The organism is Planctomycetota bacterium (genome assembly GCA_016872555.1).
Taxonomy (GTDB): Bacteria; Planctomycetota; Planctomycetia; order Pirellulales; family UBA1268; genus F1-20-MAGs016.
Map to the genome: position 1 here is coordinate 1 of VGZO01000004.1, position 22,680 is coordinate 22,680.

Sequence of the window (22,680 nt, forward strand, 5' to 3'; positions counted from 1 at the left end):
ACATCCGAGCGAGCGGAGGCATGGCCGAGGGAGCCAGGCTTCGCCTGGCGACCGCAAGCCGGAGCCGACGCCGGGACGGCGGCGACGGCGCGAAAGCCTCGGGCCGACGCGAGCGTCCGGCGACGGGGCGTGGGCAGCCCCGACCTGCGGCCGGCACGCGTTGTATGACCCGGCGACCGTAAGCCGTCGCCGTCGCCGGGACGGCGGCGACGGCGCGAAAGCCTCAGCCAGCGCCGAAGCGGGCGAGGATCCGAGGGGTCGATTCGACCGGTTCGTCGGCGGCCCCGATCTCGATCGCCGCGGCGAGCTGGGCCACCGCCGCCGGCAGCGCTATGGCATGCTGCGGATTGACGTGCAGCCGCGCCAGCGGCTCACCCGCCTCGACGACATCACCCACGCGGCGCAGGACCTCGATGCCCGCCGCCGGGTCGATCGCCGACGCGGCGGTCGCCCGCCCCGCCCCGAGGAGCATCGACGCCTGACCGACCGGCCAGGCGGAAAACCGGCGCAGACGCCCCGACCGCGGAGCCGGAAACGTCTCCGTCCGCTCCGCGCGCGGGAGGGTCGCCGCAGGATCGTCGCAGACCCGCGGGTCGCCCCCCTGCCACGCCACCACACGGCGGAAGCGTTCGAGCGCCGAGCCATCGGCGATCGCCCCACGGCAGCGGGCCAGCGCCGTCGCGCGGTCGGTCTCCACGCCGCCGAGGAGCAGCATCTCGGCCGCCAACTCGAGCGACAGGTCGGCCATCGGATCGTGGCGTTCGCCGCGGAGGACCTCGACCGCAGCCCGGGCCTCGAGGGCGTTGCCGACGGCCCCGCACAGCGCCTCGTCCATCGTCGTCAGCAACACGCGCACCGGCTTGCCCAGCGCGCCGCCGATCTCCACCATGCTCCGCGCCAGCGCCTCGGCATCTTCGCGCCGGCGCATGAAGGCCCCGGCGCCGGTCTTGACGTCGAGGACGAGGCCGTCGATCCCCTCGGCGAGCTTCTTGGAGAGGATCGAGGCCGTGATCAACGGGATCGACTCGACCGTCGCGGTCGCGTCGCGGAGCGCGTAGAGGAAGCGGTCGGCCGGGGCGATCTCGTCGGTCTGACCCACGAGCACGAGCCCACACTCGGCCACCACGCGACGGTACTCGCCGAGCGACAGGTCGACGCGGAAGCCGGGAATGCTCTCGAGCTTGTCGAGCGTGCCGCCGGTGTGCCCCAGGCCGCGTCCCGAGACCATCGGCACGGTCACGCCACAGGCGGCGACGACCGGCGCCAGCACGAGACTCGTCGTGTCGCCGACGCCTCCGGTGGAGTGCTTGTCGATCTTCGGGCCAGGGATGTCGGACAGGTCGACGACGCTGCCGGAATTGAGCATCGACTCGACGAGGGCCCGCGTCTCGGCCGGGTCCATCCCGCGCCACACGATCGCCATCGCCAACGCCGCCCACTGGTAGTCGGTGACGGTGAAGTCGGCGATGCCGTCGATCAGAAACTCGATCTCCTCGGGCGTGAGCGTGCCGCCGTCACGCTTGCGGCGGATCAGGTCGACGGCGCGCATCGGTGGTTCCTCGGGGGCGGAGGGTGCCGGTCAGGCATGGCCCCCCTGGGTGCCGAACTGGCGGTCGCCGGCGTCGCCGAGGCCGGGAACGATGAAGCCGACGCCGTTGAGGCCGGCGTCGAGCGCGGCGACGTGGATCGCGACGTCGGGCATGCCGAGGTGGAGCCGCTCGATCCCCTCGGGCGCCGCGATCAGCGCGAGGTAGACGATCCGCGGGATGCCGGCGGCCCGGAGGATCTCGCAGGTGCGCACGGCCGATCCCCCGGTGGCGAGCATCGGATCGACGACGATCGCCAGCGTCGCCGCGCAGCGGTCGGGGAGGCGGTTGTAGTACTCGAGCGGTTCGAGCGTCGTCTCGTCGCGCGACAGCCCGATGTGCCAGACCTCGGCGTCGGGAATCAAGTCGAGGAGGCCGTCGGCCATCCCCAGGCCGGCGCGGAGGATCGGCACGATGGCGATCCGGTCGGCGAGCCGGCGGCCGGGCGCCGTCGCCAGCGGAGTCGTCACCTCGACGGCCCGTGTCGGCAGGGCGGCCGTGGCCTCGTGCGCGAGCAGCGCGGTCAGCTGTCGCACGAGGCGGCGGAACCCGTCGGGACGGGTCGCCGGATCGCGGAGCGCCGCGACATGGTGGGCGACGAGCGGGTGACTCGACACCGAAACTCCCTGCATGGCATGCTCCTCACGGTCGGGCGGGCCGGCGATCGCGGATGATACCCGGCGCCGGAAGCTGGCCTCCAACCACTTTTTGCCGGCAGCCCTGGTCACGGCTCGCGCTGGACACCGCGATCGACTTGCCAACCGGGCGCCGCGGCCCTGCTCACCGTCAGGAGGTCCCCCGATGGCCGCCGCCGATCTCCTCGCCATCGCCCGCCGGGCCGCGGACCATGCCCACTCCCCCTACTCCGGCTGGCGCGTCGGGGCGGCGGTCGAATTCGCCGACGGTGGAGTCTTTCCCGGGGCCAACGTCGAGAACGGTTCCTACGGTCTGACGATCTGTGCCGAGCGGGTCGCCGTCTGCACGGGGGTGGTGGCAGGCAAGCGCCGCGTGGCCCGGGTCGCTCTCACCTGCCGCGACCGAGAGGGAGCGCTCGTCGCCGGGATCGTGCCCTGCGGAGCGTGCCTGCAGGTGATCCAGGAGTTCGGCGGACCCGACACGGAGATCGTCATCGACGGCGCCGGGGCATTTCGCCTCGCCGACTTCCTTCCCCGCCCCTTCGGCCATGGCGTCGACGTGCCCCGGCAGGGCTGAGATGCAGGGCGGAAGGCCGGCGGAGATGGGCTGCTTTTGGGTAGCATTCCGCCAGGGGCCGGTCGGTAGCGCGAGCGATGGGGGCGAGGGGATGGGAGCGAGCGAACGACCGGTCCGACAGGTGTGGGCGGCGGCCGGTGCGATCGGGATGGCGCTGCTGCTTGGCAGCGTGGCTGCCACGGCTGACGACGGCCTGTTCGGCGACCGCGTGCCCGCGCTCCGCCTCCGGATCGAGCCGGAGGCGGAACAGCGCCTCCGCGACGAGCCCCGGCGCTACGCCCCCGCCGCGCTCGTCGAAGAAGGTGGACAAGCCGTCGATGACGTGGCCGTGAAGCTCAAGGGAGCCGTCGGCAGCTACCGCGACTACGACGACCGCCCTGGGCTGACCGTGCACGTCGCCCGGCGCGAACCCGACCGGCGCTTCCACGGCCTCGAGAAGTTCCACCTCAACAACGCGGTCCAGGACGAGTCGTTCGCCAACGAATGGCTGTTCGCCCAGCTGGCGGCCGCGGCCGGGCTGCCGGCGCCGCGCGTCGGGCATGTCCGCCTCTGGATCAACGAGCGCGACCTGGGGATCTACGTCCTCCGCGAGGGGTTCGACCGACCGTTCCTCGAGCGCCACTTCAGGTCCGCGGCCGGCAACCTCTACGACGGCGGCTTCTGCCAGGACGTCGATGCCGAGCTGGAGAAGGATTCGGGCGACGGTGTCGACGACCGCAGCGACATCGCGGCGCTGGTCGACGCCTGCCGGACCGAGGACAGCGCGGCGCGGCGCGACGCCCTGGCCGCGCGGCTCGACGTCGATCGGTTCTTGACGTTCGTGGCGCTCGAGGCGATGGCCGGCCACTGGGACGGCTATACCGCCAACGTCAACAACTACCGGCTGCTGTTTCCCGGCGACGACGGCCCGGCCGTGTTCCTCCCGCACGGCGCTGACCAACTGTTCGGCGATCCGGCGGCGCCGATCCTCGACCCGCCCAACGGCCTCGTGGCCCGGGCCGTGATGGCCGATCCGACGTGGCGGGAGGCGTGGCGCGAACGGGTTCGGGAGCTGCTGCCGCTGTTCGATCCGCCCGACGCGCTCGTCTCCCGCGTTGAGGATCTCCGCGGCCGGCTCGGTCCCGTGTTCACGAGCATCGATCCGGAGCTGGCGGCAACGCACGCGGAGCGCTGTGCGGACTTGATCGAGCGCCTCCAGGCCCGTGCCGAGTCGCTCCGCTCCCAGGCCGAGGCGCCCGAGCCGCAGCCGGTGGTATTCGACGAGACGGGTCGGACGCGCCCTGCCGGGTGGTATCCGGGCACGGTTTCCGATGGCGTGGAGCTGACGATGGCCGACGCCGACGGGGGGCCTCGGCTGACGATCCGCGCCGACACGGGCACGCCCTGCACCGCGTCATGGCGCTGCCGGATGCGGCTGCCACGCGGCACGTACCGGCTACGGATGCCGGCGGGCACCGCGGCGGTGGCGGCAGTGGCCGACGAAAAGGGGCGCGGTGCCGGGGTGCGGATCTCCGGCGAGCCGCGCGACCAAGGTCTCGACGGCGACTCCCGAGCGATCCTCGAGCACGAGTTCACGGTGGCGGCGGATTCGGCCGAGGTCGAGCTGGTCGCCGAGCTGCGGGCGACGGGTGGAACCGCGACGTTCGACGCCTTCGCCTGTGAGCTCGTCCGCCTCGGTGATCCGGAGGACCCACCCGCGGTCCCGGCCGACCAGCCTGGGGCCGATAGTCCTGAACCGAACTGAGCAGCCGCGCGTTCGTCCCTCCTGCCCTGACCATGATCCTGCCTTCGGGAGCTTCGCGATGACGGAACGGTCCACCCGTCGCTCGGCACTCGGCACCGCGTGGTTGGTCGTGGCCCTGCTGTGGCCGGTCGCGCTGCTCAACTACCTCGACCGGCAGTTGATGGCGAGCATGAAGACGTCGGTGATGGAATCGATCCCGTCGATCGGAACCGACGAGAACTGGGGCTACATGCTCGGCCAGTTCAAATGGGTGTACGCGGCGGTCAGCCCGCTCGGGGGCCTCCTCGCCGACCGCCTCGGACGCCGGTGGGTGATCTGCGGGAGCCTGTTCGTCTGGTCGGCGATCACGTGGTGGACCGGTCACGTGACCAGCTACCAGGAGTTGCTCTGGGCCCGGTCGGCGATGGGGATCAGCGAGGCCTGCTACATCCCCGCCGCGCTGGCACTGATCGCCGATCACCACACCGGCGCCACGCGTTCCCGCGCCGTCGGCCTCCACCAGATGGCGATCTACTGCGGCGTGATCCTCGGCGGCTTCGGCGGCTACGTCGCCGACGATCCCCGGCTCGGGTGGCGCAGTGCCTTCGACGCCTGCGGGATCGTCGGCATGGCCTACGCGCTGCCCCTGGCGCTGCTGCTGCGCGGCGGCGTGCGCACCAGCGCGGAGCGCGACGACAGCGGGACGGGAGTCTTCAGCACCCTCGCCGCGCTCCTCGCCAATCCATCGTTCATCCTCCTCGTCCTGTATTTCACGCTGCCGGCGCTGGCGGGCTGGGTCGTGCGCGACTGGATGCCGGCGATCCTCAAGGAGCGGTTCGCGATCGGCCAGGGCCAGGCGGGAGTGTCGGCGACCCTCTACTGGCAACTCGCCGCGATCGTCGGCGCCGCCGGCGGCGGCTGGCTCGCCGACCGCTGGATGGAGCGGAGCCAGCGCGGGCGGATCAACACTAGCGCCCTGGGAATGACGCTGATCGTCGTCGCGCTGTTCGGCACGGCGCTGGCGTTCGGCGACGGCGGTGGGGGAAGCCTCGGGGCGGCGATCGCGGCGCTGGTGGTGTTCGGTCTCGGCTGGGGGCTGTTCGACATCAACAACATGCCCATCCTCTGCCAGATCGCCCCGCCGCGGCAGCGCGCCACCGGCTACGGCCTGATGAACATGGTGAGTATCGCCTGTGGAGGGCTCGCCGATTGGGGGTTCGGCAGGCTGCGTGACCGCGGCGTGCCGCTGGCGGTGATCTTCTCGGGATTCGCGACCTGCGCGATCGTGTCGGTGATCCTCGTGCTGCTGATCCGCCCGCGGCACGCCGCCGCCGGTGACTGACGGCAAGCCCCGCCGGGATGACTGCACCGGAGAGCCCACCCGCCAGGAGGGATTCCGGGGCCTCCTGCCGGGATAGAATCGAGAGGTGGTCAATCCGGGGAGGTTGGCCCTTCACGACGAGGCAACGAGCGATGGGCCACGGGTTTCGGCAGACCGCCGCGACGGTGTCGCTGGCCTGGATCGTGGCGATCGGCGGGGTAGCCCAAGCCTGCTGCCCGGCGTGGAAGATCGGCAGCCCGATCAGGATCGCCGACCAAAAGATCCTCGTCATCTGGGATCCCGACACCAAGACCGAGCACTTCATCCGCGCGGCCGGGTTCCGCGGGTCGCCGCGGCGCGACGAAGGTCAGGCCAACGACGCCGCGGGGTTCGGCTTTCTCGTCCCCTCGCCGGCGCAGCCGGAGGTGGCGGCGGCCGACGCGGAGGTGTTCACCGCCCTCGACGACGCGATCCGGCCGAAGGTGGTCGTCGTCGACCGGTGGCGGGCCGACCCGATGCCGCTGCTGTTCAAGCCCTTCCTTCTCAGCCAGAAAGTCGCCTCGCGGGCCGCTCCCACCAACGCCGCGCCGATGAGCGAGGTTCGCGTCCTCGAGCGGAAGCAGGTAGGCCAGTACGACGTCGCCGTTCTCCAGGCCGACGACGCGCGTGCGCTGACCGAGTGGCTCGCGGCCAACGGCTTCGATTCGCGCCCCGCCCTCGAGGAGTGGGCCCGGCCCTATGTCGACAAGGGCTGGATCATCACCGCCTTCCGCTACGCCGAGCATGCGAGCCGGGTCGAGACCGGCGCGGTGCGGATGAGCTTCAAGACGGAAGTTCCGATGTTCGCCTACCGCGTCCCGACCGACAACATCGCCAACGCCGACGAGGGCCAGCCGCCGAGCCTGTTGCGCGCGTTCGTCGTCCTGCCCGGCCGAGCCAACGGCACGCTCGGCGAGGGGGAACAGGCGCGCGGCTGGGAGCAAGCGCTGTGCCGCTACTCGCGGCCGCTGGCCGACGAAGGGCTCCGCGGCCTGCTCGGTCGGACCGTCGGCCCCGACGCGACCGTCCCCGCCACGGCCTGGCTGACGGCGTTCGACGACCGCACCTGGCCGTCGGGAACCGAGGATCTGCGGTTCACCTACCAGCCCGACGGCTCGGAGTACCAGGAGGTGGACCGTCGGTTCCGCGACCGCTCGATCCCGCTCCCGCTGGATGTCATCGGCGTGGCGATCGCCGCGGCCGCGTGGGGCGTGAAGCGGCGGCTCGCCACCTGACCGACCGGCGACCCCTGCCCCGTCAGGCAGGCAGTGGCGGCCGCGGCATCGACACGACGCGCGTGTCGAGGAACTCGGCGATCCCCTCTTCGCCCCCCTCGGCGCCGATCCCGCTCTCCTTGACGCCGCCGAACGGAATCTCCGCCTTCAGCGGCCGCCACTCGTTGACGCCGACGATCCCCACCTCGAGCGCCGAGGCCACCGCGCGGCACGCCGCGAGGTCGGTGCCGTAGACGTAGCCGGCGAGTCCGGCGGGCGTGGCGTTGGCCCGGGCGACCGCATCGCCGACACGGTCGTAGCGCGACAGCGCGATCACCGGACCGAAGATCTCCTCGCGCGCCAGGCGCATCGAGTCGCCGACGCCGCGGACGAGCGAGGGGGGGAAGAAGCTGCCGCCGTGGAGCCGCCCGTCGGCCTCGTAGCCGCGGTTGGCACAGACGACTTCGGCCCCGTCGGCGACGGCGGAGGCAACGCGCGCGCCGACGTCGGCACAGGCGCGGGCGTGGATCAGCGGCCCGGCGTCGACGCCGTCGGCCATCCCGTCGCCGACCCGGGCCGCCATCAGCCGGTCGGCCAGTTCCGCCACGAGCCGTTCCTCGAGCGCCGCGGGGACGAACACCCGGTTGGCCGTCACGCACACCTGCCCCGAGACGAACAGCTTGAGGCGCACGAGCTGCTCGGCGACGAACGCGGTGTCGGCGTCGGGGAGGACGATGAACGGGGCGTTGCCGCCGAGCTCGAGCGACACGCGCTTGATCCCCGCCGCCGCCGCCGCCATCAGGCTCCGGCCTGTCTCCGTGGAGCCGGTGAGGCTGAGGACGCGCACTGCCGGGTGGGCGGCGAGCACCCCGCCGACCTCGCTGCCGCGGCCGGGCACGACCTGGAGGACGTCGCCGGGAAGCCCCGCCTCGAGGAGCAGCGGGACGAGGCCGAGGGCCACCAGCGGCGTCGCCTCGGCCGGCTTCCACACCGCCGTGCAGCCGGCGGCCAGCGCCGCGGCGATCTTCTTGGCGGCTTGGGCGAGCGGAAAGTTCCACGGCGTGACGAGCCCGGCCACGCCGGCCGGACGGCGCTCGACGAGAAACTCCCGGTCGGCCTGCGGGTGGGGCACGATCCGCCCCTTCACGCGCCGTGCCTCCTCGCCGAACCACTGGAAGAAGCTCGCCGCATAGTCGACCTCGGCGGCGGCGTGGGCATAGGGTTTGCCCTGCTCGGCGGTGATCAGCCGCGCGATTTCGTCGCGCCGCGCGGCGAGCAGCGCCGCGGTCCGGGTCAGCACCAGCCCGCGGTCGGCCGCGGAGGAGCGCGACCAGCCGTGGAACGCGGCCGCCGCGGAGTCGCACGCCGCGCCGGCGAGCGCGGCGTCGGCGCGCCCGACCGTCGCGATCGTGCGCCCGGTGGCCGGTTCGGTGACGTCGAAGGCATCGCTCGACGAGCGCCACTCCCCGCCGACCCAGGGCCGGGTCTCGAACCACAACGGCGGAATCGTCCGCATCGGGGGGCCTCCTCGGGAGCGACGGCGGTCAGGACCTGACCGCGAGGACCTCGCGGTAGATCGCGGCCGCGGCGTCGGCCGGCATCGGCCGCGGGTTGGGATCCATCAGCCGGCGATTGGCGGCGGCGGCGGCGGCCAGCGCCGGGATCGCGGCGGCCGGCACGGCGACCGACCGGAGCACCGTGGTGAGGCCGATCGAGCCGGCGAGGGCGTCGAGCCGGGCGGCGAACTCGGCCGGCTCGAGCGGTCCCCAGCCGATCGCCTCCGCCATCCGCCGGTAGCCGGCGGCGGCGACGGGGCCGTTGTAGCGGACGACGGCGCCGACGAACGTGCCGGTGATCACGCCGTGGGGGAGGTGGAACCGGCCGCCGAGCGGCAGCGCCAGCGCGTGCACGGCGCAGCACGAGGAATTGCTGAACGCCATCCCCGCCAGGTGCGCTCCCTCCGCCAGGCTGTCGCGCGCGGCGGCGTCGGTCGGATCGCGGCAGACGCGCTCGAGCGCCCCGCCGATCGCCCGGGCCGCCTCCAGCGCCAGGCCACGGGAAAACGGCGTCGCGACCCGCGCGCCGTGGGCCTCGATGGCGTGGACGAGGGCATCCATCCCGGCGGCCGCGGTGACCGCCGGCGGGAGTCGGTCGGTGAGCGCCGCGTCGACGACGGCGATGTCGGGGAGCAGCGCCGGATCGACGACGCCGACCTTGTCGCCGGTGCCGGGGTCGGTGAGGATCGCGACTCGCGTCGCCTCGGAGCCGGTGCCGGCGGTCGTCGGCACGAGCACGGTCGGCAGTCCCCGGCCCCCGACGCGGCCGATCCCGACCCGGTCGGCCGCCGTGCCCCCGTGGGCGGCGACCAGCGCCGCGACTTTCACGGCATCCATCACGCTCCCGCCGCCGAGACCGATCACCGCGTCGGCACCGGCGGCGACGATCGTGGCCGCGAGGGCGTCGACGGCCGCGAGCGGCGGCTCGGCCGGCACCGCCGTCGACGTCCCGGCGAGCATGCCGGCGGTGGCGAGCGGCTCGGCGACGCAAGCGACGAGGCCCCCCGCGGCGACGCCGTCGTCAGACACGAGAAACACGCGCCGCCAACCGGCCGCCCGGCACAGTGCCGGGAGCCCTGCGGCCGCGCCGCGGCCGATGACGACCCGGCGCGGCAGGTGGTATTCGACGACGGCACTCATCGGCGGCATCTCCCCCGGCCGCGTTCACGGCCGCGGAGGAGAGTCTGCCAGAACGCCCCGCGCACCGCGACCGTACGAGCGTCAGCCCGCCGCGAGGCTGTCGGTCACCAGGCGCCTCAGGGAGTTGTAGTCGGTCTTGCCGGTGCCGAGGACGGGGATCCGCTCGATCCGCCGCACCTCGTCGAGGCGCATCACGCCGCGGAACCCGTCCTCGAGGAGCATCGCCGCCGCGTCGCGGAGCGACAGGTCGAACGTCGTAAACAGCACGACGTGCCGGCCGTCGTGGGTCTCGATCCCCTCGACGGCGACGCGCGGGCCGGCGTCATCGGGGGGAAAGCGCTTCTGGAACGGCTCCTCGAGCGCCGGCAGTGAAATCATCTCGCCCCCCGCCTTGAGGAAGCGCTTGAGGCGCCCCCGGAAAAACAGGTAGCCGTCGGGATCGGCGGCGACGAGGTCGCCGGTCCGGTACCAGGTCCGCCCCTGCGACTCGACGAACGGCGACGGACCGTCGTGGCGATGGTAGCCGGGAAACACCGACGGGCCGCGCACCAGCAGCATCCCGCCAGCGGCCGCGTCGACCGGCTCGTGGGTCTCCGGATCGACGATCGTCACCTCGACGTTCCGCACCGGGCGGCCGATGCTCCCCGGCTTGGTGAGATCGAGGCGGTTGGCGGCGACGACCGGCGCACACTCGGTGATCCCGTAACCCTCGAGGATCACCGCCTCCGGGGCCCGCGTGCGGCAGGCGGCAAACGTGGCCTCAGGGCATTTCTCGGCGCCGGTGATGATCCGCCGCAGGCTCGTCATCTCGTCGCCACGGCAGGCGGCGAGCATGTAGCCGAGGAACGTGGGCGTCGTGAACAGCAGCGACGGCTTCCAGGCGTCGATCAGGCGGACCAGGGCGTGGGCGTCGGTCGGGTCGGCGTGGCGGACGCTGCGGATGCCTGTCAGGTGCGGCATGACGACGTTGCCGGTGAGGCCAAACGAGTGGAACGGCGGCAGGAAGCCGAGCAGCGAATCGTCGGGTGTCGGCTGGAGGACGTCGAGGCTGTCGGCGACGTTGGTCAGCAGGTTGCGGTGGGTGAGCGGCACCGTCTTGGGGGCGCTCTCGGAACCGCTGGTGAACAGGTACACCGCCGGGTCGTCACGATCCTGGCGCGGCAGGGCGCGGAGGAACGATCCGCCGGCGAACTTCGCCCGGGCCAGCATGCCCAGTGCCTCGGCCTTGCCGATGCCCCCCTTGATGTCCTCGAGGAACTCGTACCCCGCCCCCTCGACGGCGATCCCGAGCCGGTCGACGAGCTTCCGCGAGGTGACGATCCGCCGGGTGTCGGTGACGGCGATCCCGTGGGCGAGGTTCGCCGGGCCGGTCGTCCAGTTCATCATCACCGGCACCTTGCCGGACATGTGGAGCGCGTAGAAGACGATGTCGGCCGCGGCGCTCGCCGGCAGCATCACGCCGACGTGCTCCTCGGGCCAGGCCGCGAAGCGCTTCGCCATCAGCGCCGCTCCCACGAGCACGCGCTGCCTCGTGAGCAGCCCCGAGACCGCGTCGGCGACGGCCACGCGCCCCGGATCGGCGGCGACGCGCCGCACGAACGCCTCGGCGATCGTGTCGGCCAGCAGCCGCGTGTCGCCGCGCGGCGCCGGGGCGAACCAGGCGGGCGGCACCGCGGCGGGCTTGGCGGCCGTGCCCGACGATCCGAGCCGTCCGTCGGCCAGCGCCCACAGTTGCCCGACCGTGTCGACCACCGCGTCGCTGTGGAACCCGAACTGCTGCTCGATCGCCAGCGCCACGTCCATCCGGTCGAGGCTGTCGAGGCCGAGCGACTCGAGCGTCGTCGTCGCCCCGAGCTCGTCGGGGGCGAACTCGCGCTTCAGGTGCGTGGCCAGCAGGCTGTTGACGAGGCGCGCCGTCTTCGGGGAGATCGTCGCCGCGTCGACGGAACAGGCCCCCGCCACCCGGCCATATTCGCAGCCGCTGGGGCCGAACAGCGCGTTGTAGCGCACGAAGGAGGGGGCCTCGCCGCCGTCGGCGTCGTACCAGCGTTCGAGGAAGGTGTTGAACGCCTCCCGTGACTCGAGCGGCAATTCCCCGCGCGGCACCACCTCGGCGTGCATGTGCACGCGCCGGCGCGGGAGGAAGAACACCAGGCTCGCCAGCACCCAACCGAGCGACCGGGCGATCGCGCCGCCGAGGTTCGGCAGCTGGCCGTCGCGGGCGCAGCTGTACATGCTGCCGAACACGCCGCGCGTGCGGAGGAGCACGACCTGCGCCTGCGGGCAACGGGAGACGAGCTCGTGGACGAGCCGCGCCGACCCGACCACCTCACGGTCGCCGCGCCGGAGCCGCCCCGACGGGTAAATGAGGAAGCTGTCGCCGGCATCGACTCGGGCCACGACCGCGTCGATCAGCTCCTTGGTGCGCGCGGCCGCGTCGCGGCTCTGCGCCGTGAGGTCGGGCACCTCGAAGGCGTCGATCAGCGCCATCAGCGGCCGCAGCGGCGCGAGGCGGAACACGCCCGAAAAGACGAGCGGCCGCAGCGATTGGCGCACCGTGACGTGCGACAGCACCAGCGACGGATCGACGTAGGCAGGATGGTTGGGGAGAACGATCACCGGACCGGGCAGGTCGCGAAGCGCCTCCATCCCATCTGTCGTCACGCGGTACCGGAGGTGGTGCACCGGCCGCGCCAGCGCCCAGATCCACTTGTCGAGGTGCCAACCCATCGTCACGACCCTCCCTTCCGGTACGGCATCTTCCCCCAATACCCCGCGGCACGGCCAGACGGATTCCCAGGGTCGATGCCCCGGCGAAAGCCACAGTTCGAGGCGGGCAAGGGGAGCGAATGTCACGCGATCGGCGAAAACCGTCGGCCGTCAGGCTGGCGGTACCGTATTGTTGTCGGACCGAGTGCCGCCCTGGCACGGCCACGCGAATGGCCCCGGAGCCACCACAAGCCGCGACTGCCGGGATCGCTCAGTTCGACCACCCCTCCCCTGTTTTGATGCCTCTCCTCATGAGTCCGTTCGTTACCGCACCCTCATCCACCATGCCCCGCGGCACGTCCGCCTCTCCGTGCGGCCTGTCGATCCAGGGTCTCGTCAAGATCCACCCCGGACCGGTCTGCGCCCTCAAGGGTGTCGATCTCGAGATCCCGGGCGGGATGTTCGGCCTCCTCGGCCCCAACGGCGCCGGCAAGAGCACGCTGATGAGCATCGTCGCCGGTCTTGTGGAGCCCACCGCCGGCACCGTGCTCCTCGACGGCGTCGACATCGTCGAGCGGCCGGCCTACGTGCGCGAGCGGCTCGGCTTCCTGCCGCAGGACTTCGGCTTCTATCCCGAGCTGTCGGGGCGCGCGATGCTCGAGTTCCTGCTGCGCCTCAAGGGGATCTCCGGGCCGAGCGGCCGGCGGGAGATTGCCGACGCGCTGCTCGAGCGGGTGAACCTCGCCGATGCCGCAAAGCGCAAGGTCGGGGGGTATTCCGGCGGCATGCGCCAGCGCCTCGGACTGGCGCAGGCGATCGCCGGCGACCCGCGAATTCTCATCGTCGACGAGCCGACGGCCGGCCTTGATCCCGAGGAACGGCAGCGGTTCTATCGCCTGCTCGCCGAATTGGCCGTGGGGCGCGTCGTCCTCCTCTCGACCCACATCGTCGACGACGTCGCCACGCTCTGCCCGCGCCTGGCGGTGATCAGGAGCGGCCAGGTGGTCGCCGACACGACCCCCACCGCGGCCCGTGACAGCGTCGACGGCCTCGTCCACGAGGGGTTCGTCGCCGACGCCGACCTGGCCGGGTTCGCCAAGCAGCATCGGCTGCTGTCGGCCGTCCTCGTCGAGGGGCGCACCAACCGCGTGCGCGTCTTCGTGCCGCCGGGCGCCGTGGCCCCGGCCGGATTCGCCCGGAGCCCTGGCACGCTCGAAGACGCCTACCTCGTCCTGATGCGCGTCCCCGACCACGAGGTGCCGCCGGCCCTGGCCCGCTCGGCTCCTGTTTCGACGGAGGCCGCCCGATGATCGCCCGGATCCTGTCGTTCGTCCGCCTCGAGCTCGCCGGCGCGTGGAAGCGGCCGATGCCGATCTTCATGTTCGCGATCCTCGCGCTGCTCACGATCGGGCTGCTGGCCGGCGGCGTGCAGATCTCGTCGGGGTCGACCGACGTCGGCGGCGCCAAGCTCGCCATCAACGGCTCGTTCAACCTCGCGTTCTTCGACGTCGTGATCCTCGCGATCGTGCTGCCCTTCTTCGCAGCGGTGGCCTGCGGGATGCCACTGCTGGTCGATTCCGACCGGAAGATCGCCAAGCTCCTCCTCGCCACCCCGCTGTCCCACGGCGAGTACGCGCTGGCGCGGTTCCTCGCCGCCGCCGCGGTCCTCGCCGCTGTGCTCGCCGGCTGGCTGGTGGTCCAGATCCTCGCCTTCCAACTCTGGCCGCTCGACCCGTCGCGGTCGGTCCGCACCGACTTTTCACTCGGCAACTATCTGCTGCCGATGCTGCTGTTCGGAGTGCCGCTGCTGGTCTTCACCGGAGGCGTGTCGATGTGGGCCGGGGTGCGCACGCGACAGCCGGTGCTGGTCTACGCGCTGCCCGTCGTGATCTTCCTGGGCGGGGCGTTCTTCCTCTGGGACTTCAACCCCGAATGGCTGCCGCGCTGGGTCGACCGGCTGATGCAGGCGGTCGACCCGGCCGGGTACCGATGGTTCACGCGCACGTTCGTGAGCGAGAAGCGCGGGGTGGCCTTCTACAACGCGGCGAAGGTGGTGCCCGACGCGCTGTTTCTCGCGAGCCGCGGGCTGATCCTCGCGCTAGGACTGCTCGGCGTGTGGGCCGCGGGGCGCCGGCTGCGCCTCGAGGAGCGACGTGACCGGCGCGTCGGCGACCCGGCGGCGCTCGTCTCCATGGCACAGGCTCGCCTCGTCACCGAGCCGGCGGCGGTGGCCGCGCGCGGAGCGCTGCCTGCTGCGACCATCACCCCACCCGGTCTGCTCGCCACCGTCTGGATGGTGCTCTCCCGAGAGACGGCGGCGTTGCTTCGTTCCCCCGGCGTCTGGCTGTTCGGACCGCTGATCATCCTCCAAACATGGGGCAGCACGTTTTTCCGCCCCGGCACGCTCGACACCGAATTGCTCATCACCGGCGGCGGGGCTGCGGCGCGGATGTTCGTCGTGGTGTCGGTGTTCCTCGCGCTGTTGACGCTCTTCTACACCGTCGAGAGCCTGTTCCGCGAGCAGCGCGTCGGGCTCGACGGGATCGCGCGGGCCGCCCCGGTGCCGACGGCCGGGTGGCTCGCCGGCAAGGCGCTGGCCAACGCCACGATGTCGCTGGTCATCATCGGCGGGGCGGCGGTCACGATCCTCGCCACGCTCCTCTGGCAGCGATTCACGACCGGGATCGCCCTGCCCCTCGACCTCCCCGCGATGCTTCTGATCCTCGGCCTGCTCACGCTCCCCACGCTCGTCGTCTGGACGGCGTTCATCGCCTTCCTGGCGGCGCTGGTCCGCAACCGCTTCGCCGTCTACGGGCTGGCGATCGCGGCGCTGGTGCTCACCGGCCTGGCCAACACCTTCGGCGGGCTCAATTGGCTCACCAGCTGGTACCTCGGCGGCCAGGCGCTCAACTGGAGCGAGCTCGACCGGCTCGCGGCGATGTGGCCGGCGATCGTCGCCAACCGGATGGTGATGCTCGCCTTGGGCGCCACGCTGATCGCGCTGACGCTCGTGATCTGGCCGCGGCGGATTCCAGACCTGCGGGCGATCGCCGATCGCTTCCGTCCCGCGTCGTTCTGGCGCACCGCACGGGTGCCGCTCCTGGTCGCGCTGCCGCTGGTGGCGCTGGGCATCGGCACGGGGCGCATGATCCGCGCCGGCTACGAAGGCAAGCCGGCCCGCGACGCCGGCAAGGCCTACTGGCGGCGCAACAGCCAGACCTGGGAAAACGCCCCCGCCCCCGCGCTCGACCGCGTCGAGGCGGAGGTCAAGCTCTATCCCGACACGCGCGCCCTGCTCGTCAGCGGCACCTACGTCCTTCGCAATCCCCACCGCGAGCCGGTCGCCGAGATTCCGCTGACCGTCGGCGACCATCTCACCTCGCGCGACTGGACGGTCGACGGCCACGCCGCCGACCCGAAGCAATCCGATCCCCCGCCACCGTCGGTCGAGAACCGCAGCGGGCTGTACGTTGTCCGGCCGCCGAAGCCGCTGGCCACCGGCGAGACGGTCACCGTCGGCTTCACGCTCGAGGGCTCGTTCCCGAAGGGCTGGTCGCGGCTCTCCGGCGGGATGGGCGAGTTCGTCCTCCCCTCGGGCGTCGTCCTCACGAGTTTTTCGCCGAGCTTTCTCCCCGTGCCGGGATTCGTCGACGGGATCGGCATCGATCGGCGCAACCGCCGTGACGCCAAGGAATACCCCCCCGACCACTGGAAAAAACGGGTCGACCCCGGCTTCGGCCCCGCTTGGTCGACGACCGTGCGCCTGGCGATCGAGGGCCCGGAGAGCTGGGTCCTCAACGGTTGCGGCGTGGAGGAATCGCGGGTGAGCATCGGCGACGGCCGGCAGCGCGTGGTGTGGAGCACCGAGCACCCGGTGCGGTTCTTCAACATCGTCGGCGGCCCGCTCGAGGCGGCGGCCGGGCGCCGCGCGACGATCTACTACGACAAGCGCACCCCCCACAACGTGCCGACGATGGTCCGCGCGCTCGACGCCGCCCGCGACCGCTACTCGGCCTGGTTCGCAGAGTATCCGTGGACCAATCTGCGCGTCACCGAGTTCCCTGGCCTGGCCGGCTACGCCCAGGGCTTCCCCGGCAACATCTCGTTCTCCGAGGAGATCGGCTACCTTGCCAAGCCGCTCGGGAAGGACGAGCCGACGGCCGATGCCGCCGACACGCTCGACGCTGCCTTCTACATCGTCGCCCACGAGGCGGGGCACCAGTGGTGGGGCAACATCGTCACGCCGGGGAAGGGCCCAGGGGGCAACATCATCTCCGAGGGGCTCGCCGAGTTCTCGGCCTGCATGCTGCTCCACCATGAGCTCTCCCCCGCGCAGGCGAAGGTCCTGCGGCGCCGCTGGGAGAAGCAGTACGTCGAAGGACGGCAGCCCGACAACGAGCGGGCCATCAACCGGATCGACGGCTCGCGCCCCGGCGACCAAGTCGTGACCTACCAGCGCGCTGGCTGGGCATTTTGGATGCTCCGCACCCTGATGGGGGAGGAGGCGATGCTCGCCGGCCTCCGTGACTTCATCGCCACGTGGCGCGCGGGTGTCGAAACCCCCGAGGGGCTCGACTTCCCCCTCATCGAGGATCTCCTCGAGAGCCTCCGCCCCCACGCCCCCGACGCGGCGGCGTTCGACGCCTTCGTCGGCGGCTGGATTCTCGGCAAGGGACTCCCCGATCTCGAGGTCCGCGACGAGAAGGTGGAGGAGAGAGCCGAGGGCTACCGGGTGACCGGGACGCTCGCCAACATCGGCACCGGTAGGGCCGACGTGCTCGTGCGCGTCGAGGGGAAGAAACCCGACGACAAGACAGCTGCTCGTCCGGCGGCCGACATGGTGGTCGCGGTCTCGGCCGACGCTCCGGGCGCGTTTTCGATCGACACCGCCTTCGCGCCGGAGCGGATCGTCGTCGATCCCGACGTCGATCTCCTGTTCGCCGGCCGCAAGCGCACCGAGACGGCGCTCACCGTGCCGTGAGAACTCCGCCCGTCACCCGGGCAGGCGGATCATCTCGATCGTGATCGGTTCGGGAAGTTCGATCGTGATCGTCATCGTGTCGGCACCCGTCTTCACATGCCGGAACGACAGGTCGAAGCGGGTGCCGTCCGCCGCGGTGATCGACACCCGCGACACCAGCACGCCGCCGTCTTCGATCCAGGTGCCGACGAACGTGCCGCCCTGGGAGTCGCCACCTGCCGTGAACACGGTGCCGTCGGCGGCGTTGACCGCGATCAATCCGGTGGAGGGGTTGTCGCCACCGCTGTTGACGACCTCGATGACGCGGTCGCGAATCTTCCACGCGTATGTTGTGCGCACCGCCTTGCCGCGAGTCGCCTTGTCGACCCAGGTGCCGACGAGATGCTCCCAGCGGCAGGCACGGAGGATCTCGGCGAGCGACCTGCCCCGCGCGTCGAACGCGGGATCGGCGTCGTCGCCGACGAAGAACAGGAAGTCGTTGCTGGCGAGGCCGTCCGGATTCTGCACTTGGAGGAGGTGCATACCGTCGGCTGGCGTTTCGGCCAGCTCGACGACGACCAAGTCGCCGTCGGCGCGCACGCTGCCTTGCACCCGGCGGCCGTTCACGACCGGGAAAGCCCCGGGAAGGATGTGCCGCCCGCTCGCCGTCAGCAGGCGCTCGCCGACGGAAAGTCGGGGAAAATGCTGGTGGCCGCGCTGCGCGTGGATCTCCCCCTGCGTCCAGATCGCCGGCTGGGGTGCCGATGCCTGCGGGCCACCCCGGGCGGTGAAGATGGCCGAGAACGTGCCGTCGGCCGCAGCGCCGCGCAGGTCGTCGCGCGAGAACCGCCGGCCGTCGGCAGCGACGAACGGGGGCGTGATGGCATCGTACCGCAGCTCGACGGCGGCCTCGGCACTCCCGGCCAGCGTGCCGTACCCCTCGGCGTAGAGGGTGACCGCGCCGTCGGCGGCAGCAGCCTCGAGGGCATCGAGCATCGCGGCGGTGGTCCGATCGTCCGCGGTCCTCCGGTCGAGGAACACCTGCCGCGCGAACGCGCCGGAAAAACCCGTGCTCGCCTCGAGCACCATGTCCCACACCGGGTCAAAGCGTTCGCGGCCCCCCCACGACATGCGCCACACATCGCGTTCCGGCGTGCCGCGCAGCGCGATCTCGCGAAAGAAGGGGAACTCGACCATGTTGAGGCGGCCCTGCGGAAGGATCAGCCAGCGATCCTGCGCGCCGCGCCAGGTGGGGGCGTCCATCCCGGAACCCGGGGTATTGGTGCTGACGAGGTGCGGGAGGCGGTGGCAATCGCCGCACACGTTGGCAGTTGGCTTCGCCGGATCGATATCGCCGTCGACGTGAAACAGGCGAAACCCCGTCCGCGCGCGGTCGGAGACGACATTGGTAGCCGGGCGGCCCGGCGCCGGCGGATAGGGGATGTCGACGAGAAACGCCGCCATCGCGGCACGGTCGGCGGCGTCGAGCGCCCCGCCCTGGCCCGCGTCGTTGACCATTGCGTCGCCCACCATCCGCATCGTGCTCGCAAGGCCGCCATCGATCAGGTGGCGCACGGCGCTCGTCGGATCGGCGTTGGCCGGCACGGCGGCGTGCACGCTCGCCGAGTTGATCCCGCCGTAGGGGTCGCCGGGAATGCCGTCCCAGTGGAACGGCGCGGTGTCGCGCAGGCCGCGACAGGGCATCGTCGAGCGCGGCATGATCTGTTCGCCACCGCTGACCACCGGCGTGGCCAACACCCACAGCAACTGATCGGTGTGGCCGTCGGGATGGCAGCTCGCGCAGGAGAAGGTCTTGGTCGTCGAGGCGGCGGCGGTGTGGAAGGCGATCCGGCCGCGGCGAATCGGCTCCGGCGTCGGATCGGCGAGCGCCACCGTCGCGATCACACGTGGCGCGGCACGATCGGCAAGATCGACCAGGGTCACTTCGGCCGAGAACGCCGCGAGCACCCAGGCCCGTGCGGGGGCACCGTCGGGAGCGCATTCCAGCCACACACCGTCGGGCCAGGCGCCCACTGCCGCGCGGCCGAGGATGGCACCACTCTCGGCATCGAGCGTGAACAACGTATCCGACCCGGCCGCGGTGGCCACGATCGTGCACCCGTCGTCGCTGACCGCGATCGCGAACGGCGTGGCCAGCGCCGTGCCGTCGGACGGCTGCGCGGGAGGCAGGGGCTCGAGGTCGTGGAACACCGGTGCGGATCCCGGCATCACGGCGGTGATCCGGTTGAGGAACGGTCGGTTGGCCAGTTCCGCGAGGCCGTGGCGCTTCGAGCCGGCCCGGCCGTTGGCGTCGTTGCGGGCGTCGGTCTGGGCGACGAACACCCTACCCGTGCCGTCGACATCGAGGCCGTAGAGCAGCGTGCCGAGTCCGTCGATCGTCTCGACGAGCGTGTCGGTAGCGGTGTCGAAGATGAACAGGTCGCGATCGGGCACGTCGGGATGTTTGACGATGTCGACGACGTGGCCGAGCGACAGGACGTTGTTGTGTCGGATCGAGTGCTCCCAGGCATCGAAGGTGACGAGGTCGCCGTCGGGCTCGCCATGGCCGCCGGAGAGCTGCGTGCGGTTGTGCGACTCGAATGGGGCGACGTACAGGCGCCCACCGCGGACCACGATCGCCCGAGGATCCTGGGCGGGAATCGGCAGCGTTCGCACCACGGCACGGCTCGCCACGTCGACGACGGCGATCTCGTCGCGTGACGACAGTGCGACGTAGGCCTTGGCATCGTCGGCGAAGGCAATGCCGACCGGTTCGTCGAAGCGCGTGGCGAGCGACAGCGGGTCGATCTCCTGGATCACAGCCACGACGCGAAACCGCGTCGGACTGCCCGGATCGGTGTCGATCACGCTCACCGAATCGGAGACGTGGTTGGCCACCCACACCTCCCGGCCGTCGGGCCGGGGAACGACCGCGACCGGTTGGATCCCGACCGGGATGCGCCGGACCACCGTCCGCGCGGTGACGTCGATCACATCGACCGTGTCGGCGGGCGTGTTGGCGACGAACAGGTGATCGCCGACCCGCGCCAGAGGCCGAACGTGCGGCGCGAGGAAGGTGGGCCGGCCGACTCCCGGGAGCGGATCGGGAACAGGATCCGCCGCGGAATGGCCGCCTGGCAAGAGCGCCGTCACGATCACGAGCGCCGCCAGGGCCGCCCGACGGATCAGCCGGTGATGGCACGACATCGGCAGGGTTCCTCGCGGGCGGGGACCGGGGTCACGCGGAGCGTCATCCGTCACCCTGAAGGCTATCAGTCCGTGGAAAAAGTCATCCATGACCTTGTTCCACTTCGGACACCCCGAGAAAAGCCGGGGCTTTTTCGGGATGTCTGCCGCCGCATCCAGCGGCGGATCACTTTGGCCACGGTCTGCGATCCCCGCGGAAGTCGCCCGTCAGTGCCACTCCGGTGGTCCGGCGCGCCGTGCCGTGGCCAGCAGCGCCTCCGGTGAGCGCCCGCGGACCGTGTCGAACAGTGGCCGGTTCTCGGGCGGCACGTGGTTCTGGATCGCACGGAAGAACGGATCGGCCTCGATCCCGGCGCGAAGCGCCGCATGGCGCACCAGTTCGAGCCGCTCGACGGCCGCCGCGGCGTCACCCCGGCCCCCCTCGATCGCCGCCACGGCCAGTGCCCGGCGGAGCTGGAGCGTGTCCTCAGGAGAGCCGATCCGTGCCGCCGCCCGGCGGACGTAACAGGCCATCTCGCCGAGCGCCGCGCGATCGTCGCCGAAGCGGCGGCGGAGCAGCGCCTGCCGCGTCGTATCGCTGCCGAGAAACAGGTCGGCCAGCGCGTCGATGCGCCGATCGGCGTCGGTCTCGCCGACCGCCTCCCAGGGGCCGAGCGCCGCATAGCCGCCGGCTCCGGGCAGCGCCTGCCAGCGGAGGAAGCGCCGCTGTTCGTCGAGCGGCTTGGCGGGCGAGGACAGCTCCTTGAACACGTGCTCGATGTTCTCGGTGCGGCTCCGCGCCTCCTGCCCGGTCCACTCCTTGTAAAACGGAATCTCGAGCGATTCCTTGACCGTGTCCACGGTGTCGCCACGGCCGATTCCTTCCTTCACACGGGCTCGTAGCTCCGTGAACCAGCGCTTCTGGTTGGCGACCACCTCCGGGCCTCCGGCTTCGCCGTGGCCGGGGCAGACCGTCGCGGGCCCGAGGTCCTCCATCGCGACGAGGACCGCGATCCAACTCTCGGTGTTGGAATCGCCTGTGTAATTGAAGGCCCCGTTCACGCAGGCGTCGCCGGTGAACAGGATCCGGTGCTTCGGCAGCCAGGCCACCGCGTCGCTGGCGGTGTGGGCGTGGCCGAAAAACACCAGCTCGACGCGCTGCTGGCCGTCGTCGAACACCAGCTTGTGCGAAAAATAGAGCGACGGGATCTCGTACGACAGCCCGCCATATTCGGCGGCCCGGCTCTTCTTCGCCCCGTCGAAACCGTCGATCCCCTTGGTTTGAAACAGCGGCTGGCTCCGCTCCTGGGCGACGATCGTCGCCCCGAGCTTGACGTACTGCATGTTCCCGTCGGCATGGTCACCGTGGTAGTGCGTGTCGAACACGAACCGGATCGGCTTGTCGGTCCGCTCGCGGATCGAAGCGATGACGTTCTCCGCCTGACCGGGGAAGTTGGCGTCGATCACCAGGACGTAGTCGCGGAACACGACGAACCCCTGGTTACAGCCGGTGAACACCGGCTCGGTCTGCGCCTTGCGGAAGTAGACGCCGGGGGCGACCTCCGTGATCGTGGTCTCGTCGGGCGCGGCGACCGCGACGGCAGCGGCCAGCAACGACACCAGAGCGGCGAACCAGCGGCACTTTGCCATGGACGGTCTCCTCGGATCGGTCGCGAAACTGCGGCGATGGCGGGTCGAGCGACAACATACGGCCGCCACCCGACCCGCGGGAAGACAGGGCCCCGTAACGCCCGGGATGAGGTTGACGCGAAGGGAGCGATTGGTCTGACGGCACCGGATGATTCGCAGCGGCAAGTATTTCGTGCAGCTCAATAACGGGCCATTCGATCTCGACCTCGTCTTTGCCCCCGACGGTATCGAACGTTTCGAAGATGCCTGGCAGCGCCGGGTGGTCATCGAGGGTTTCCCCGTTTGCCATATCGACGACATCATCGCCAGCAAGGCCGCCACGAATCGGCAGAAAGACCGCGACAGCCTGCAGCGGCTCGAGTCGTTCCGCCTTTATCTGCGCCA

13 protein-coding genes are annotated in these 22,680 nt (G+C 71.4%); 6 read left to right on the forward strand and 7 right to left on the reverse strand.

Features of this window, described 5'->3' with window-relative positions; genetic code table 11:
• Positions 1-223 precede the first annotated feature (223 nt).
• Both FJ309_02140 and FJ309_02145 read right to left on the reverse strand, forming a co-directional pair.
• The gene (locus FJ309_02140) at positions 224-1,549 is read right to left on the reverse strand and encodes a thymidine phosphorylase (protein MBM3953416.1); all 1,326 of its coding nucleotides are present in this window, start codon (positions 1,547-1,549) and stop codon (positions 224-226) included.
• 30 nt (positions 1,550-1,579) lie between these two features.
• The gene (locus FJ309_02145) at positions 1,580-2,218 is read right to left on the reverse strand and encodes a uracil phosphoribosyltransferase (GenBank protein ID MBM3953417.1); all 639 of its coding nucleotides are present in this window, start codon (positions 2,216-2,218) and stop codon (positions 1,580-1,582) included.
• A gap of 169 nt (positions 2,219-2,387) precedes the next feature.
• Between FJ309_02145 and FJ309_02150 the strand changes: the two genes are divergently transcribed.
• From FJ309_02150 to FJ309_02165, 4 genes are read left to right on the forward strand one after another with little or no spacing between them, the layout of a single operon-like run.
• Positions 2,388-2,798 carry a cytidine deaminase gene (locus FJ309_02150; protein ID MBM3953418.1) on the forward strand — a complete coding sequence of 137 codons (411 nt, stop codon included), beginning with the start codon at positions 2,388-2,390 and terminating at the stop codon, positions 2,796-2,798.
• Positions 2,770-4,542 carry a hypothetical protein gene (locus tag FJ309_02155; protein ID MBM3953419.1) on the forward strand — a complete coding sequence of 591 codons (1,773 nt, stop codon included), beginning with the start codon at positions 2,770-2,772 and terminating at the stop codon, positions 4,540-4,542. Before FJ309_02150 ends, FJ309_02155 begins: the two co-directional genes overlap by 29 nt.
• A gap of 58 nt (positions 4,543-4,600) precedes the next feature.
• A complete protein-coding gene (locus tag FJ309_02160; GenBank protein ID MBM3953420.1) occupies positions 4,601-5,863 on the forward strand; it encodes an MFS transporter in 1,263 nt (420 codons plus the stop codon).
• Positions 5,864-5,880: 17 nt separating this feature from the next.
• Positions 5,881-7,116 (forward strand): DUF2330 domain-containing protein, encoded by a 1,236-nt coding sequence (locus FJ309_02165; GenBank protein MBM3953421.1) that lies wholly within the window; start codon positions 5,881-5,883, stop codon positions 7,114-7,116.
• Between the two features lie 22 nt (positions 7,117-7,138).
• Here FJ309_02165 and FJ309_02170 read toward each other — a convergent pair whose 3' ends face one another.
• The 3 genes from FJ309_02170 to FJ309_02180 form a co-directional block, all read right to left on the reverse strand.
• Positions 7,139-8,611, reverse strand: coding sequence for an aldehyde dehydrogenase family protein (locus FJ309_02170; protein MBM3953422.1), 1,473 nt, complete (start codon positions 8,609-8,611; stop codon positions 7,139-7,141).
• A 28-nt stretch (positions 8,612-8,639) separates the two neighbouring features.
• Positions 8,640-9,800: an iron-containing alcohol dehydrogenase gene (locus tag FJ309_02175; protein ID MBM3953423.1), complete on the reverse strand. Its 1,161-nt coding sequence runs from the start codon at positions 9,798-9,800 to the stop codon at positions 8,640-8,642.
• A 72-nt stretch (positions 9,801-9,872) separates the two neighbouring features.
• The gene (locus FJ309_02180; protein ID MBM3953424.1) at positions 9,873-12,527 is read right to left on the reverse strand and encodes an AMP-binding protein; all 2,655 of its coding nucleotides are present in this window, start codon (positions 12,525-12,527) and stop codon (positions 9,873-9,875) included.
• 317 nt (positions 12,528-12,844) lie between these two features.
• On the opposite strand from FJ309_02180, the gene FJ309_02185 reads away from it, so the two are divergent.
• Both FJ309_02185 and FJ309_02190 read left to right on the forward strand, forming a co-directional pair.
• Positions 12,845-13,810 (forward strand): ABC transporter ATP-binding protein, encoded by a 966-nt coding sequence (locus FJ309_02185; protein ID MBM3953425.1) that lies wholly within the window; start codon positions 12,845-12,847, stop codon positions 13,808-13,810.
• A complete protein-coding gene (locus tag FJ309_02190) occupies positions 13,807-17,481 on the forward strand; it encodes a hypothetical protein (GenBank protein ID MBM3953426.1) in 3,675 nt (1,224 codons plus the stop codon). The genes FJ309_02185 and FJ309_02190 overlap by 4 nt, the downstream gene beginning before the upstream one ends.
• Before the next feature lie 12 nt (positions 17,482-17,493).
• Here the strand turns inward: FJ309_02190 and FJ309_02195 are convergent, their stop codons facing one another.
• Both FJ309_02195 and FJ309_02200 read right to left on the reverse strand, forming a co-directional pair.
• On the reverse strand, positions 17,494-20,757 hold the full coding sequence (locus FJ309_02195) for a YncE family protein (GenBank protein ID MBM3953427.1): 3,264 nt from the start codon (positions 20,755-20,757) through the stop codon (positions 17,494-17,496).
• Positions 20,758-20,874: 117 nt separating this feature from the next.
• The gene (locus tag FJ309_02200; GenBank protein ID MBM3953428.1) at positions 20,875-22,599 is read right to left on the reverse strand and encodes an MBL fold metallo-hydrolase; all 1,725 of its coding nucleotides are present in this window, start codon (positions 22,597-22,599) and stop codon (positions 20,875-20,877) included.
• Between the last annotated feature and the right edge of the window lie 81 nt (positions 22,600-22,680).